The organism is Romboutsia lituseburensis (assembly GCF_024723825.1).
Taxonomy (GTDB): Bacteria; Bacillota; Clostridia; order Peptostreptococcales; family Peptostreptococcaceae; genus Romboutsia_F; species Romboutsia_F lituseburensis_A.
Window position 1 is genome coordinate 1,345,192 of record NZ_JANQBQ010000001.1, and the last position, 16,589, is coordinate 1,361,780.

The window sequence follows — 16,589 nt, forward strand, 5'->3', positions numbered from 1 at the left end:
TCTTCTATTTACTATTTTTTACATATTATAGAAGTCTATACATATAGGAGTATAAATTTATAAAAAGAAGTAGCTATTAAATATTATAATAACTACTTCTTTTTATCTAATACATATTATTTCTTATTGTTATTTCTCTTTTATTTTTTCCTAACTTTTTGTTCACTTCTTGCTCATTTTCATACTGATTATTTAAATCTTGGTCGCCTTGAGCATGATTAACTAAATTTTGGATAGAGTCATTTTTATATTCTTTATATTTTTTCGTTTTTTTCACTTTTACCACCCTTTCTTTTTATAAGCTTAGGGTATGCTTTTTATATAAATTTAAACTTTATAAATTTTTCCTACTTTTAAAATTTTATTTTACTTAAATAAATACATATATCCTATTATAACTATCGTCAAATCAGCTAAAATATGTATTGCCCATGAATTTAAAAAATTATCCGACTTAGTGTCAACATAATTAAATACAATTCCTGTTATAAATAACCCTAGTATACATAATAGCATTAATTCAATACTAAACCAGTTTTTAAATATACCTATATGATACAATGCAAACAATAATGATGAAAAAATATATCCTCCTTTTTTATATCCCATTTTATTTAAATTAGTAAATATAAATCCTCTAAAAAAAAATTCCTCTAAAAAAGAATTTACAAATGTAAAATATGTAGTTACGATTAAATAATTTGTAGATGTTATTTTTGATTTTGTAGCTAATTCTAAAAATATAACATCCATATTTATTATTTTTTTAAAAAACATAAAAGTTCCTACTAATATAACTGCAGATAATCCCCCTAAAAGTATTCCTACGCCTATCGTTTCTTTATCTACTAGCTTTAAATTAAGCCCTTCTTTTAAACTTGTCTTTCTAATTATTTTTATAAATACAATCTGACTCATGGTAAATAAAATAATTTTACTTACAGTCTTAGTCAAATAATCCACCATTAATATTTGCTCTATTGCAAATAAAATTACCACACATAGTATAGATGTGAAAACTATAAAATTTCTATATATATTTTTTTCACTTAAACTTATATTTTCTAGCTCTTTATTCAAATTAATACCTCCTTATTTATACCTAATTGTAAATTTAAAGCCTAAATTTTACAATTTAAATTATAAAATTTAGGCTTTAAATTTAATTACAGACAAAGAACCCTTTATATAAAATATAAAAGGTTCCCCTGGTATATAATAGTTATTATTTTTTAAACGTTTATCAAAATAATATAATACTCTGCTTTATATGTCAAGTTTTATATAAAATTATATTTAAATTTAATAAATTTTTTATCCTTTAATAAGCATAATAATTACGAGGTGATTTTATGCTAAAAAATTTTTTAGTAGTTTTTATTTTTAGTTTCTTAATTTTATTTAATACAAGTACTTCATCCGCTTTATCTCCTAAGTTTAAACCTCTTGATTTAAAGCCATTGCCATATGGCTATGATACACTAGAGCCTTTCATTGATAAGGAAACTATGAAACTTCATCACGATAAACACTACAAAACATATCTAGATAAATTTAATGATGCTATAAAAGACTATCCAGATCTTTATAGTTCTAATATTTATGATCTTCTTGCATGTCTAGATTGTTTACCTTCTGAAATATCTAAATCTATAAAAAATAATGGTGGTGGAGTTTACAATCATGAATTCTTTTTTGATATTATGACGCCAGATAAAACTTATTTAGATGAGGAACTAGAAAAAGCAATAATTAGAGATTTTGGTTCTTTTGATAACTTCAAAGATTCATTTAAAAAAGCCAGCTTAAGTGTTTTTGGATCTGGTTGGGCTTGGCTAGTTTCTGATGAGTCTGGAAAACTATCAATAACTACTACTTCAAATCAAGATAATACGATAGCTTTAAATTTAAAACCTATAATTGGGCTTGATGTATGGGAACACGCATATTATCTAAAATATAAAAATAATCGTAGTGGTTATATAGATAATTGGTTTAATGTTATTAATTGGAATAAAGCTAAAAAAAATTATAAAAATACGCTAAAATAGTATAAATAAGCCTTCAAATAAAGCGAAGGCTATTTATATTTTAATTAAAAATATAAATAAATTATTTTTGTAAAAACATTTTTTTTAATATATAATAAAAATAAATTAAATTTTTAATTTATTTTGACATTTAATATTCTAACATCCAAGGAGGATTCATGGTAAAGGAAACACACGTAAAAGGTGGCTATGTCTTTGCACTTTTATCTATTCCATTTTTAAATAATACTTTTTTAAAAGAATATGACATTATTTATAAGTTGATACTTATATCTATTTATATATATTTTTCATATCTAGGTTCTTTATTTCCGGATATAGATATGAGAGGTTCTTATATTAGTAAAAGGTATCCTATTTTGTATAAAAAAATAGGTTCAAAATTTAAGCATAGAGGATTTACTCATAGTTTATTATTTTTATCTATTTTAATATATATATGTAAACTATTAATAATTTCTAGTAGTAATAATATTGTTTTCATATGCCTATGTTCAGGATTTTTTTTAGGATATGTATCTCATTTATGTCTTGATTTTCTCACAAAAGAGGGTATAGAAATATTTTATCCAATTTCTATAAATTTTTCATTGCTTCCTATTAAAACAAATTCTAAAACAGAAAAATTTTTATGTAAGTTTTTAAACTTTCTTGTTATATTTTTACTAGGATATAGATTTTATTTTATATTATAAAAGGGAAATATCTCAATTATAATTAGAGATATTTCCCTTTAAATCACCATACTAAATCGTTGACTATATGAATAAAACAATTTTTATTCAACTAAGTCATTATAATGCTTTTCATCATCTTTATGGTTTTCTTGTAAACTTGCATTTACTTTACTACCTATTTTCCAAGATAAAAATACTAGTAGTAAAAATAATCCTATTTTTGTTGGACTACTAATAAATCCTTTTATATCACTTGCTGGGTAGCTAACAACTAAAAACATTACAAACTTTCCTGCTAACATAGCAGGAGCAAAGTTTATTAATTCTCTTTTGCAAAATGCTGATGTTACAGTAACTAAAAAACTTGGTATAAAAGGACAAGAGTACGCAAAGAATAATAATTTAAATCCTTGTCTATCCATCCACTTTATAGCCTTTTCCGTTTTTTCATTTCTCAATTTATTAAAAAACTTATTATCACTAAATTTACTAACTATAATAAATAATAATAAAGTTCCTAATCCTGATCCTATCCAAGATAACACTAAGCCTCCAAACAATCCAAGTAAAAGCGCATTAGCTCCTACTATTGCTATTAAAGGTAATATTGGTAAAAAGCTTTCTATAAAGCATGTAACTAAACCAACTAACATTGTAAGAAACCAATAATCTTTTGCAACATAATATAAGCCTTGAACATAATCCATACAAATGTCTCCTTAATATTTTTTATAATTCAAGTATACATTATTTATCTTACAAAATTATTACATTTTTCTTACAATTTATGCATAATCGGATATTTTTTTATTTATTCTATACTTATTAATAATTCTCCGCTACTTACAGTAGATTTTTCAGATATGTGTATATCTTTTATAACTCCATCAACAGGAGATACAATTTCATTTTCCATTTTCATCGCTTCCAATATAAGTAATACATCTCCTCTTGATACACTTTGATTTTTAGAAACATTTATTTTATTTACAACCCCTGGCATTGGAGAAAATATATTTTCTTTTGAGTTATTATTTATATCTACAACTTTATTATTTGATTTTATTGTAGCATCAGGCTTATTTATTTTACTTTTAACCTGTTCATTTATTGTATTCTTTTTTTCCGTAGAATCTATATTTTTAACTTTATCTGATTTTGTAACTTCTTCCACTTCTACTTCATAATAAATACCATTAACAGTAACATTATAAGTTTTTATCATTACTAAATCCCCCAATTCCATTATTCCAACTACTATAGTTATTATTACTTCTAATTATTTTTCTAACTATTATTTCACTATCATCATTTTCTTTAAATTGATTTATACATGCCATTATAGCTGCTATTACTTCGTTTTGATTTTCATTATTTTCCTCAAATAAATGTATCGATGTTTCATCTTTACATTTATCATTTTTTAACTCAAATTTTTGTTCAATTCCTAAATTTTCTTTGTTAGACCTTTTTTTATAAAATACGTTGTACATTAAACTAATAATGGCACTTATACAAGCTAATATACAAAAAACAATTAGCATTGATACAACTGCTAAAAAAATGCTACCAATCATTTTTTCTCCAAATGATAAAGAGGCTATATCAAATTTTACTCCATTTATTATTTCATTTATATTCATAAATACCACATCCTATAAAGGTATATTTCCATGCTTTTTAGGTATTGTTTGTTTTCTCTTATAACTCAACATATCCAATGCATCTGCTATCCTAATTCTTGTATATCTAGGCTCTATAATATCATCTATATATCCTCTTTCAGCAGCTTTGTATGGTGTCGCAAATTCATTTTTATATTCTTCTATTTTTTGATTTCTAACTTCGTTTTTATCTTCAGCTTGTGAAATTTCTTTTTTAAATATTATATTCGCAGCTCCATCTGGTCCCATTACAGCTATTTGAGCGGTAGGAAGTGCTAAAACAATGTCAGCCCCTTGGTGTTTAGATCCCATAGCTAAGTACGCTCCACCATATGACTTTCTAACTATTATAGTTATTTTAGGTACAGTTGCTTCACTATAAGCATAAAGCATTTTAGCTCCATGTCTTATAATTCCATCATGTTCTTGACTTGTCCCTGGTAAAAAACCTGGTACATCTACAAATGTAATAATAGGAATATTAAATGCATCACATGTCCTAATAAATCTTGAAGATTTATCAGATGCATTTATGTCTAAGCACCCTGCCATAAATTTAGGCTGATTAGCTACAATTCCTACAGTTTCTCCATTTATCCTTCCGTATCCAACAAGAATATTTTTTGCAAATAATTCATTAACTTCATAAAACTCATTATCGTCTAACACTTCACAAATAATTTCTTTCATATCGTAAGATTTATTAATATCTTGAGGTATTATACTTTCTATTGAATTTGTTAATCTATTTACCTCATCCTCTGTTTCCATTATTGGTGTCTTTTCCATATTATTTGATGGTAAATAACTTAAAATTTTCTTTATATTTTCTATACATTCTTCATCATCTTTACAAATAAAGTGAGATACGCCAGAAACAGAATTATGTGTATAAGCACCTCCTAAATTTTCAGCGCTTATTTCTTCGCCTGTAACTGTTTTGATAACTTGAGGGCCTGTTATAAACATTTGGCTACTACCTTCTACCATATATATATAGTCCATAAGAGCTGGAGAGTATACTGCTCCCCCTGCACATGGCCCCATTATTGCACATATCTGAGGTACAACCCCTGAAGCTTTAACATTTCTAAAAAATACATCTCCATATCCAGCTAATGCATCTACGCCTTCTTGTATCCTAGCTCCTCCAGAATCATTTAAACCTACAATTGGAGCACCTACATCTACTGCTAAGTCCATTATTTTTGATATTTTTTTAGCATGCATTTCTCCTAATGATCCGCCTACAACAGTAAAGTCTTGCGCATAAACATACACGAGCCTTCCATCTACCTTTCCATATCCTGTTACAACCCCATCACTTACAATTTCTTGCTTTTCCATATTAAAGTTTGTGCATCTATGTTTTATAAATCGATCTATCTCAACGAAAGAGCTTTCGTCAAATAGCAAGTCAATTCTTTCTCGTGCTGTTAATTTATTTAAGCTATGCTGCTTGTCTATTTTTTTCTCTCCTCCGCCCATCTTAATTTTTTGAGTCCTCTCTATTAAAATGTCAATTTTATCATTCTCCATAAAATTACCTCCAATAGTAGATATATAATTCTCTTTCTTATATATGTTTATTACTTTTAACTCCATATATGATAAATTTTTATACATAATTAAAATTTTCATAAAAAAAGCTAAAATAGCTTAATCGCCATTTTAGCTTTTTATTTCTTATTCTAATTTTAAATCACTCTTTTTTAAATGTAAATCCATTTGTGGATAAGGAATCGTAATTTTTTCCTCATCAAATTTTAATTTAACTTGTTCTAATAAATCAAAATGTATCGCCCAGTAGTCTTCAGAGTTACACCATACTCTAACTACAAAATCTACAGAACTTGGACCATGAGCACTTACACCAATAAATGGATCCGGCTCTTTAAGTATTAAAACATGACGATTTATTATATTCGTTAATACATTTTTTACACGGGATAAATCATTTTCATATCCTACACTAAATGTTAAGTCTACTCTTCTTTGTGCTTTAGCTGAATAATTTATTAAACTTCCATTTGATAGTGTTCCATTTGGAATTAATATAAGCTTATTATCAATAGTTACTAATTGAGTATAAAATAATCCAATTTGCTCAACAGTCCCTCCATATATACCTGTCTCTATATAGTCTCCTACTTTGAAAGGTCTAAGTAATAATATGATAAATCCACCTGCAAAGTTAGACAAACTTCCTTGAAGTGCTAAACCTATTGCTACCCCTGCTGACGCAAAAACAGCTGCCATACCAGCTAAATCAAATCCCCAATATCCAAGGATAAATATAAAAAGTAATCCTTTTAATGCTCCTGATATTAAAGATTGTAAAAATCTTCTTAGTGTGACATCTACATCTCTTTTTTCTAAAATAATTATAAAGTGCTTTATTAGTTTTTTTATTATTTTTAGGCCTATAGATATTATTATCAATCCTATAAGTAACTTAACTCCACTTACCGTTGCCCACTCTATAAATTTGTCTGCCATAGTATCTAAATTCATATTACTTAATTTTGATACTTCTTGTGAAAAGTTATTAGCCATATCTTGTGCAACTTTCTCTGTTGTATTCGGCATATTATCACCTCTATCTTTCCTTTATTATTCGATATTTTATTTGTTTATATTACACTATTTTTGATTTTATGTCTACATTTCAAACTATTTGAATCATATTTATAATCATTATGATTATAATTTTTTCATATGATGAGGTATATTGTGTAATAGGAGGTCATGTTAATGTTATTAAAGGCATTGGCAATTTTTGTACTTCAACTTATTTATGTTCCACTTTTAACATTGCGTACAACTTTAGTTGTTAAAGGTGAAAGAAATAAAGCATCTATAGCTGCTTTGTTAGAAGCAATTATTTATATTTTTAGTTTAGGTATAGTTTTTTCAGACTTAACCAATATATCTAATATAATAGCTTATGTAATAGGATACGCAATTGGAGTTTATATTGGTGGTATAGTAGAATCTAAACTCGCAATAGGATATAGGACCATCCATATTAGTTTAATGAGTAAAAACCAATATTTAGTGAATAAATTACGTGAAAATAAATTTGGCGTTACGACCTTTATAGGTCATGGAATAAATGGAGAAGAAAGATATAGATTAGAGATACTAGCTCATAGAATCAGAGAGTCAGAAGTTATTTCCATTGTGCAAAATGAAGAACCTGGTGCATTTATAGTATCTTATGATTTAACTCAGTTTAAAGGAGGATATCTTTCTAGGCATCTAAAGAATAATTAATATAAAAAATAGCTAAATATAAAGGTTTTATCTAGACCTTATATTTAGCTATTTTTCTTATATTTTTAATTCAACCTCTACACCAAAATGATCTGAAACAATATTTTTATTTTTACTGTTAAATATAACATTAGAACTTAATACTTCTATTTTTTTATTTGAAAAAATTATATCTAACCTTAAATCCTCTTTATTTTTATCCCAACCTGATATTTTTCCCTTTACAGTTATTCCACTATCTTTTTTTAAAGCCAAATTATAAGTATCATAAAAACCATTTTTAAGTATATATCCATATCCTTCATCTATAATTGTTGCACTATTATTAAAATCCCCCATAATAAGTGAATACTCGTTTGGATTAATATCCTTAGCTAATGTATCAAATTGATGTGTAAAAGGCTCCTCCTCATCAAAATACCATCCTAAGTGGCATGAATAAATGTTTATATCTTTATCATTATACGATGATTTTAATTTTACAATCTTTCTAGTTTTCCAATAATTAGTATCTTGTGATTTAGATACAAAGAAACTTTTAAATTCTTTTATAGGAAGTTTTGTCATTATACAAAGACCTTCTTCATAAATATCATATCCAACATGAGAAATATCCCATATAAATTTGTAATCATTTACTCCTATTTTTTTTAACTCTTGATTTATTAATAATGCAAAATTATCTTCTTTTATGTGATCATAAGCTACTTTTGATTTTATCAATTGACTCACTTCTTGAAGTGCTATTATATCATACTGTTTTTCTTTTATAACACTTGCTATATATTTAATTTTTTCTAACTGATCTTCCTCTTGCCAAGAATGACAATTAAGTGTTAATAATTTCAATTTTTATGCTCCTAACATATCAAGTATATTCGATTTTAGTACATCTGCCTTAGGTCCATACACAGCTTGAACCCCTTTATCTTTTAATATAAGCCCCAATGCCCCTGCTTGTTTCCATTCAGTTTCATTTGCTACTAATGACCTATTTTTTACTGTAACTCTTAAACGAGTCATACATGCATCTACATCTTCTATATTACCTGCTCCACCTAATAAACATATAATCTTTTCTGATAATTCATCACCTACTATTTTTTTATCATTAGATGAATTTGCTGAATCATCAATATAATTTCCTTTACGACCTGGCGTTGCTATATCAAATTTCTTTATTAGGAAATTGAAAGTTACAAAGTTCAATATAAAGAATACAACACAAGATAAAATAAAGTTTATTAAATCCGCTGTTAATCCTGCTTTTATTAACATTGGTGTACGAGTTAAAAACTCTATAAAACCAAATGCATGAACTCTTAAGTTTATTACATCTGCAAGTGCAAATGCTAACCCTGTAAGTATTGCATATGCTACATATAATATAGGTGATATAAACATAAACATAAATTCTATTGGTTCTGTCACACCAGTTAAGAAACATGCAAGTAATGCAGATAAGAATATTGGTTTATAACTTTTTAACTTATCACCATCAACATTTTTGTACATAGCCATCGATATTCCTGCAAGAGATGCAGTTGATAAAATAACTTGACCTGCTTTAAAACGTGCTGGTGTTATAGTGTTTAATAGTTCATTGTAAGATGCCATGTCTCCAGCACCCTTAAAGTTAATTAAATCTGCTATCCAAGCTAACCATAATGGATCTTGCCCTGCTACCACTGTCCCCGCTGCTGCCCCTGTTGCTATTTGATATACACTTCCTAATTCGGTATAGTTCATTGGTACAGTTATCATATGATGAAGTCCAAAAGGTAATAATAACCTTTCAAGTGTTCCATATACAAATGGTGCTAACACAGGTGCTGTATCTCTAGATGTAGCAATCCACATACCAAACGAATTTAAAGCCCCTTGAACAAATGGCCAAACTACAGATAAAACTATAGCTGAAACTACAGAACCACTTATAACAACAAACGGTACAAAACGCTTTCCATTAAAAAATGCTAAGGCTTGTGGTAATTTATCATAGTTATAGAATTTATTATATAAAACAGCTCCTAAAAATCCTGATATTATCCCTACGAATACCCCCATATTAAGTGCTGACGCCCCTAGTATCGAAGTAAAATAATCTTTAACTACAAGTTGAGTACCTGTTAAAGATGTTACAGTTGCGCTTGGATCTAATAACATATCTCCATTTACACCAAATATAGCTCCTGTTATACGATTTATTAATATAAAAGCTATTAGCGCTGCAAATGATCCACCTGATCGGTCTTTAGCCCAAGATCCGCCTATTGCAACTGCAAATAAGACATGTAGATTTCCTATTATCCCCCATCCGATATCCTCTACAACTCTAGCTATAGTTATTATAAATTGAGCATCAGATGACATTCCTATTAGTTTTCCGATTGATACCATTAAACCCGCAGCTGGCATAACTGCTATAACAACAAGCAAAGCTTTTCCAAACTTTTGCCAAAAATCAAATGATATTAATTTTTTCTTTTCTACTAATGTACCCATAATATCTCCCTCTTTTCTAAATATTTATCGATATAAATCTTATTTTAATTGTGCTAGTTAAATAACTAGCACAATTTTTTATTTAAGTTTATAAAGCCTAGCTTCCCAAGGCCTTAAAATTACTTTATTTAGATTTTCATGTTCTTTAACATCATAGTTTGAAATGAATAAATTTCTATACTCTAAAAACTCATTCTCATATTCATATAACGCATCTCTATCGCTTAAATTGCAAATCACTATAAATTTTTCATTTTCTAATATTCTCTTATACGCAAAAATTTGATCATCATTTTCTAATATTAATTTATAGTCCCCATATATTAGACACTTACTTTCTTTTCTTATTTTTATCATTTTTTTATAAAAATTAAGTATAGAATTTTCATCATTTAACTGTTTTTCTACGTTTATATCTATATAATTTGGATTTACTTTTATCCATGTATTACCTTTACTAAAACCAGCATTCAAACTGTCATTCCACTGCATAGGTGTTCTTGTATTATCCCTAGAACTTGATGCAACTAACTTTAGTGCATCTTCTTTATTAATGCCTGACTCTAATAGATCAATATATTGATTTTTAGTTCTGACATCATCATAGTCATCTATTGTATCATACCTAACATCAGTCATACCAATCTCTTGACCTTGGTATATAAATGGAGTACCTTTATGCATAAAGTAAACTAACCCTAATGCTTTTGAACTTTCATTTAAATAATTTTTATCATTTCCCCAAGATGAAACTATTCTTGTAACATCATGATTTTCTATATACAAAGCATTCCAGCCATTGTTAGATAGATTAGTTTGCCATTTATTCCAAATCTGTTTTAGGTTTTTTATACTAAATGATTTTCCATTATCAGAGTTCCATAAGTCTAAATGTTCAAATTGAAATAGCATATTAAACTTTCCATTCTCTTCTCCTACCCATAGATCTGCTTCTTCTGCTTTTACTCCATTTGCTTCGCCTACTGTCATTATGTCATATTTATCAAATGTATTTTCTTTTAATTCTTTTAAGTATTTATGAATCCCCCCTACATTCATATGTTTACTAAAAGATGGAACGTATCTTAAATTATCTGGATTATCTAAATCTAGTAAACCATCTTCTTTGTTTATATGACTTATAGCATCTACTCTAAATCCATCTATACCTTTATCTAACCACCAATTTATCATCTCATATATAGCGCTTCTCATGTTTTTATTTTTCCAATTTAGATCTGGCTGTTTTTTACTAAATAAGTGTAAAAAATATTCATTTGTATTTTCATCATACTCCCATGCTGGCCCTTTAAATATGCTCTCCCAGTTATTAGGCTCTACATCATTTTTGCCTTCTCTCCATATATACCAATCTCTTTTAGGGCTATCTTTAGAGCTTTTAGATTCTATAAACCATGGATGTTCATCACTTGTATGATTTACAACTAAATCAATTATAAGCTTCATATCTCTTTTATGAACCTCATAAAGTAATGCATCAAAGTCATTCATATCTCCGAAATCTTCCATTATATCTTGATAATCACTTATATCATAACCATTATCATCATTAGGTGATTTATACATAGGACAAATCCAAATTACATTAATACCTAAGTCTTTTAAATAATCTAATTTTGATATTACCCCTTTTAGGTCTCCTATACCATCATTGTTGTAATCCATGAAGCTACGAGGATATATTTGATAAGCAACAGCTTCTTTCCACCACTTTTTATTCATTTCTACCTCCCATTGCGCAATCGTTTGCGCAATTGTTTAAAAAATATATGACTTAAAGTCATATCATCTCATTAAATTTAATATATCACACGTTGAAAACATTTTCAACGTTTTTTTATATTTAATTTTATTTTCTGTAAATTATAAGATTCTTAATATAATTAAAATAAAAATTCCACCTATCTTACATTATTAACAACCTCATCTGTTGCTCAAAACATGCTCTGTCATTTAAGATAAATATGTCGATTTAACTAAGATTAAGGTTACGCTACTTATCCATAATTATAAAATAGTCATAGTTTTTTTATATATAAAAAACTATCTAGCTTAACTAGATAGTTTTTTATAATTTATATTAGTTTTTACCAAAGTGTCTTTCTAATAATCCTAAAAATGCTTTACCATGTCTTGCTTCATCTTTACACATTTCATGTACTGTATCATGTATTGCATCTAATCCTAATTCTTTAGCTCTCTTAGCTATTTTTAATTTTCCTTCTGTTGCTCCATACTCAGCTTCTACTCTAGCCTTTAAATTAGCCTTTGTATCTGCTACTACCACTTCTCCTAATAACTCTGCAAATTTTGCTGCATGTTCTGCTTCTTCAAATGCTATTCTTTGATAAGCTTCTGCTACTTCTGGATATCCTTCTCTATCGGCTTGACGAGACATCGCTAAATACATCCCTACTTCTGTACATTCTCCTACAAAGTTTGCTCTTAATCCTTCTACTATTTCTTCATCTATTCCTTGTGCTACTCCTATTCTATGTTCATCTGCCCAAACCATTTCTCCACTCATTTCATTGAACTTTTCAGCTCCTACTTTACATACTGGACAAACTTCTGGTGCCATATCTCCTTCATGTATATATCCACATACTGTACAAACAAATTTTTTCATAATTTAACTCCTCCTGTTTTATTTATATTTAATTAATTTTTATTTTCAATTCATCATTTATTGTTACACTATAATAAATACCCTGCTATTTGATGTTAAAACATAAAATTAATATATTTTTTATAAATTTTATTTTAAATGATATTAATTAAAATATAATATATATCAATAGTTTATTTGCTATCCTTTTATACTAATTTTTACCAAAGTATCTTTCTAATAACCCTAAAAATGCTTTACCATGTCTTGCTTCATCTTTACACATTTCATGTACTGTATCATGTATTGCATCTAATCCTAACGCCTTAGCTTTCTTAGCTATTTTTAATTTTCCTTCTGTTGCTCCGTACTCAGCTTCTACTCTAGCCTTTAAATTAGCTTTTGTATCTGCTACTACTACTTCTCCTAATAACTCCGCAAATTTTGCTGCATGTTCTGCTTCTTCAAATGCTATTCTTTTATATGCTTCTGCTACTTCTGGATATCCTTCTCTATCTGCTTGACGAGACATCGCTAAATACATTCCTACCTCTGTACATTCGCCTACAAAGTTTGCTCTTAATCCCTCTAGTATATCTTCCTCTACCCCTTGTGCTACTCCTATACTATGTTCATCTGCCCAATTCATTTCTCCTTTTACTTCTTCAAATGCATCTGAACCTTTTTTACATATTGGACATATTTCTGGAACTGTTTCTCCTTCATATACCCATCCACATGGTTTACATACAAACTTTTTCATATTTTTACTCCTCCTGTTGTTATCTATAGTTATTTGAAACTTATTTTTTATTTAAGATACTATGTATATACCCGACGTTTTTTTGTATAAACAATTTTTATATTTTTATAAATTTTAAATTAGTATAGTTATTCTTTAATATTTATATTTAAGTTGTATAATTTATCTAAAAAGTTTCAGTTAGTTTAAACATTTTCAGGAAAACATTTTTCTGATATTATTAACTTAATATTTGATATAAAACATTAAACAATATCAAATTTATAAAAAGTACAGTTTATATAGTTTTTATTAAAATAAATTTATAAAATAAGGGGAGAAATAAAATGGCAGAGGTAATTTTAAAAAATATATGCAAATCATATTCAAACGGATTTAATGCAGTAAAAGATGTAAATATAGATATACAAGATAAAGAGTTCGTAGTTTTGGTTGGTCCATCAGGATGCGGAAAGTCAACAACTTTAAGAATGATAGCTGGACTTGAAGAAATTAGTTCTGGAGAACTATATATAGGTGATAAAGTAGTAAATGAAGTTGACCCTAAGGATAGAGATATAGCTATGGTTTTCCAAAACTATGCACTATATCCACATTTATCTGTATACGATAACATGGCATTTGCTTTAAAACTTAGAAAGCTTCCAAAAGATGAAATTGATAAAAAAGTTAAAGTAGCTGCAAAAATATTAGATTTAGAGCCATTACTAGATAGAAAACCAAAAGCTTTATCAGGTGGACAAAGACAAAGGGTTGCTCTTGGACGTGCTATAGTTAGAAATCCTAAAGTTTTCTTAATGGATGAACCATTATCTAACTTAGATGCTAAGCTTAGAACTGCCATGAGAACAGAAATAACTAAATTGCATAAATCTCTTGGAACTACTTTTATATACGTAACACATGATCAAGTTGAAGCTATGACTATGGCTGATAGAATAGTTGTAATGAAAGATGGTATAGTTCAACAAATAGCTACACCTCAAGATGTATATGATATGCCTAATAACATGTTTGTTGCTGGATTTATAGGCGCTCCTCAAATGAACTTTATTGAAGCTACTTTAGTTGAAGAAAATGGAGAAATTCACGCAAAAAATGAGGTTATGAATATAGCTTTAAACAAGGGGGAATGTGGCGCTTTAATATCTAAAGGATATATTGGTAAAGAGGTTGTTTTAGGTATAAGACCGGAGGATATACATATAGAAGATGTTTTCGTTGAAAATAGTTTAGATAGTGCATTTGAAGCAACAGTTGAACTTGGTGAACTTATGGGTGCTGAGATATACGCTTATCTAAAGTCTGGAAAGAGCAACATAACAGCTAGATTTGATGGTAGATATAGAATGAATATTGGTGATAAATTAAAGTTGGCTATGGATAAGCACAGAATACACGTATTCGATAAGGAAACGCAAGAGGCTATAAGATAATTAAATTTCTTTTTAAATATTGTATAAATAAACACTACTTAGTGTTATATTAAAAAGTAAGATGATTATTCATCTTACTTTTTTAATACTTCGATTACAATGAAATTAAAAGCTTAGGGGGATATCATGCAAAATTTGATAGAATTCTTTGAAAATGAAACAAATAAAAAAATAAATATATTTAAATACTCAAATCAAAAACTAAAATCAAATCAAAAACTTGTAAATTTTAATAATGATATATATGTTATTGATATACAAGAGAAATTTATCTTTGATAATCCTAATGGTTATTTTTATATTATATATCAGCAAAATTTAGATTTTGAAAATCTAAAAAGAGTGCTAGATAATTTATATGATGATATAGAAATATTTGAATATGAAAAATTTGCATTACTTAATTCTTCTAACGAATTAGATATTAACTTTTCAACACCTGGAATAATCGAGTCTGAAACTTATACAAATACATTAATTACTTATATAGGTAAAATAAATTCTATTGAGATATTTAATACACGTATTTCTATTTTTAAAGATGTTATTCCATTTTTGAATAACAGCTCAAGTGTACATAAATTTATAAATTTAAATGATTTAGCTATACATAAGGCTATAACTTTAATAAGTAGTGAAAAATCATTTTGTAGCTTAATCGATTTTCAAAGTATAAAAACTATGGATAAAAATTTATTGCATACAGGAATAAGTTTTATAGAAAATGACTTAAATATTTCTAAAACTTCATCCTATTTATTCTTACATCGCAATACTCTTATATATAGATTAGAAAAAATCAAAGAAATATTAGGCTTAGATATAAAAACTTTCAAAGATGCTTTTATATTTTATATAAGTATAAAATCTTATTTTATATCTAAATCTTAATTAAATTATAAATAAAAAATAGTATAGTTTTTACTATACTATTTTTTATCTAACCAATTAGTTCTATTATATTTAGTGCGTATATATTATTTGGTAATGTTCCATATTTTATTTTTCAAAATATCTGTTTAGTAATCCTAAAAATGCTTTTCCATGTCTTGCTTCATCTTTGCACATTTCATGTACTGTATCATGTACTGCATCTATACCTAACTCTTTTGCTTTTTTCCCTAACTTAAGTTTTCCTTCTGCTGCACCATACTCTGCTTCTACTCTCGCCTTTAAGTTTGTTTTTGTGCAAGGTGCAACTACCTCACCTAATAATTCAGCAAATTTTGCTGCATGCTCTGCCTCTTCATAAGCAATTCTTATATATGCTTCTGCTACTTCTGGATATCCTTCTCTATCTGCTTGACGAGCCATCGCTAAATACATTCCAACCTCTGTACACTCACCTACAAAGTTTGCTCTTAAGCCTTCTACTAATTCTTCATCTAGGCCTTGAGCTATTCCTATTCTATGTTCATCTGCCCAAGTTAATTCGCCTTTCATTTCATCAAACTTTTCTGGTCCTACTCCACATACTGGACATTTTGAAGGTGGTTGTTCACCTTCATGTATATATCCACATACTGTACATACAAATCTTTTCATGTCCTTACCTCCAACTTAATTTAATTCTTTATGTAGCTTTTTT

18 protein-coding genes are annotated in these 16,589 nt (G+C 27.7%); 5 read left to right on the forward strand and 13 right to left on the reverse strand.

Translation table 11 applies throughout. The features are described from left to right. Positions 1-106 precede the first annotated feature (106 nt). On the reverse strand, positions 107-277 hold the full coding sequence (locus tag NWE74_RS06575; RefSeq protein ID WP_258242427.1) for a hypothetical protein: 171 nt from the start codon (positions 275-277) through the stop codon (positions 107-109). Between the two features lie 89 nt (positions 278-366). Beyond that, a complete protein-coding gene (locus NWE74_RS06580; RefSeq protein WP_258242428.1) occupies positions 367-1,080 on the reverse strand; it encodes a CPBP family intramembrane glutamic endopeptidase in 714 nt (237 codons plus the stop codon). Positions 1,081-1,352: 272 nt separating this feature from the next. Between NWE74_RS06580 and NWE74_RS06585 the strand changes: the two genes are divergently transcribed. Both NWE74_RS06585 and NWE74_RS06590 read left to right on the forward strand, forming a co-directional pair. Continuing rightward, a complete protein-coding gene (locus NWE74_RS06585) occupies positions 1,353-2,051 on the forward strand; it encodes a superoxide dismutase (protein ID WP_258242429.1) in 699 nt (232 codons plus the stop codon). 158 nt (positions 2,052-2,209) lie between these two features. Continuing rightward, a complete protein-coding gene (locus tag NWE74_RS06590) occupies positions 2,210-2,746 on the forward strand; it encodes a metal-dependent hydrolase (RefSeq protein ID WP_258242430.1) in 537 nt (178 codons plus the stop codon). Between the two features lie 83 nt (positions 2,747-2,829). Here the strand turns inward: NWE74_RS06590 and NWE74_RS06595 are convergent, their stop codons facing one another. The 5 genes from NWE74_RS06595 to NWE74_RS06615 form a co-directional block, all read right to left on the reverse strand. After that, a complete protein-coding gene (locus NWE74_RS06595) occupies positions 2,830-3,435 on the reverse strand; it encodes a TVP38/TMEM64 family protein (RefSeq protein WP_258242431.1) in 606 nt (201 codons plus the stop codon). A 104-nt stretch (positions 3,436-3,539) separates the two neighbouring features. After that, a complete protein-coding gene (locus NWE74_RS06600) occupies positions 3,540-3,953 on the reverse strand; it encodes a biotin/lipoyl-containing protein (RefSeq protein WP_258242432.1) in 414 nt (137 codons plus the stop codon). After that, positions 3,937-4,371 (reverse strand): OadG family protein, encoded by a 435-nt coding sequence (locus NWE74_RS06605; protein ID WP_258242433.1) that lies wholly within the window; start codon positions 4,369-4,371, stop codon positions 3,937-3,939. The genes NWE74_RS06600 and NWE74_RS06605 overlap by 17 nt, the downstream gene beginning before the upstream one ends. A gap of 12 nt (positions 4,372-4,383) precedes the next feature. Beyond that, on the reverse strand, positions 4,384-5,931 hold the full coding sequence (locus tag NWE74_RS06610; protein WP_258242434.1) for an acyl-CoA carboxylase subunit beta: 1,548 nt from the start codon (positions 5,929-5,931) through the stop codon (positions 4,384-4,386). Between the two features lie 147 nt (positions 5,932-6,078). Then, a complete protein-coding gene (locus tag NWE74_RS06615) occupies positions 6,079-6,981 on the reverse strand; it encodes a mechanosensitive ion channel family protein (protein WP_330666318.1) in 903 nt (300 codons plus the stop codon). A 165-nt stretch (positions 6,982-7,146) separates the two neighbouring features. On the opposite strand from NWE74_RS06615, the gene NWE74_RS06620 reads away from it, so the two are divergent. Further along, positions 7,147-7,668, forward strand: a complete 522-nt coding sequence (locus NWE74_RS06620) for a DUF2179 domain-containing protein (RefSeq protein WP_258242435.1) — start codon at positions 7,147-7,149, stop codon at positions 7,666-7,668. A 57-nt stretch (positions 7,669-7,725) separates the two neighbouring features. Here the strand turns inward: NWE74_RS06620 and NWE74_RS06625 are convergent, their stop codons facing one another. From NWE74_RS06625 to NWE74_RS06645, 5 genes are all read right to left on the reverse strand, one after another. After that, entirely contained in the window at positions 7,726-8,517 is a 792-nt protein-coding gene (locus NWE74_RS06625) for an endonuclease/exonuclease/phosphatase family protein (protein ID WP_258242436.1), read from the reverse strand. 3 nt (positions 8,518-8,520) lie between these two features. After that, a complete protein-coding gene (locus tag NWE74_RS06630; RefSeq protein ID WP_258242437.1) occupies positions 8,521-10,173 on the reverse strand; it encodes a PTS transporter subunit IIBC in 1,653 nt (550 codons plus the stop codon). 78 nt (positions 10,174-10,251) lie between these two features. Continuing rightward, entirely contained in the window at positions 10,252-11,916 is a 1,665-nt protein-coding gene (locus NWE74_RS06635; protein ID WP_258242438.1) for a glycoside hydrolase family 13 protein, read from the reverse strand. A gap of 358 nt (positions 11,917-12,274) precedes the next feature. After that, positions 12,275-12,823 carry an NADH peroxidase gene (locus tag NWE74_RS06640; protein WP_258242439.1) on the reverse strand — a complete coding sequence of 183 codons (549 nt, stop codon included), beginning with the start codon at positions 12,821-12,823 and terminating at the stop codon, positions 12,275-12,277. Positions 12,824-13,016: 193 nt separating this feature from the next. Continuing rightward, complete coding sequence (locus NWE74_RS06645) at positions 13,017-13,565, reverse strand: ferritin family protein (RefSeq protein ID WP_258242440.1); 549 nt, start codon at positions 13,563-13,565, stop codon at positions 13,017-13,019. A gap of 326 nt (positions 13,566-13,891) precedes the next feature. Between NWE74_RS06645 and NWE74_RS06650 the strand changes: the two genes are divergently transcribed. Further along, complete coding sequence (locus tag NWE74_RS06650; protein ID WP_258242441.1) at positions 13,892-15,001, forward strand: ABC transporter ATP-binding protein; 1,110 nt, start codon at positions 13,892-13,894, stop codon at positions 14,999-15,001. A gap of 126 nt (positions 15,002-15,127) precedes the next feature. Continuing rightward, entirely contained in the window at positions 15,128-15,892 is a 765-nt protein-coding gene (locus tag NWE74_RS06655; RefSeq protein ID WP_258242442.1) for a PucR family transcriptional regulator, read from the forward strand. Between the two features lie 108 nt (positions 15,893-16,000). Here the strand turns inward: NWE74_RS06655 and NWE74_RS06660 are convergent, their stop codons facing one another. After that, positions 16,001-16,546, reverse strand: coding sequence for an NADH peroxidase (locus NWE74_RS06660; RefSeq protein ID WP_258242443.1), 546 nt, complete (start codon positions 16,544-16,546; stop codon positions 16,001-16,003). Positions 16,547-16,589 lie beyond the last annotated feature (43 nt).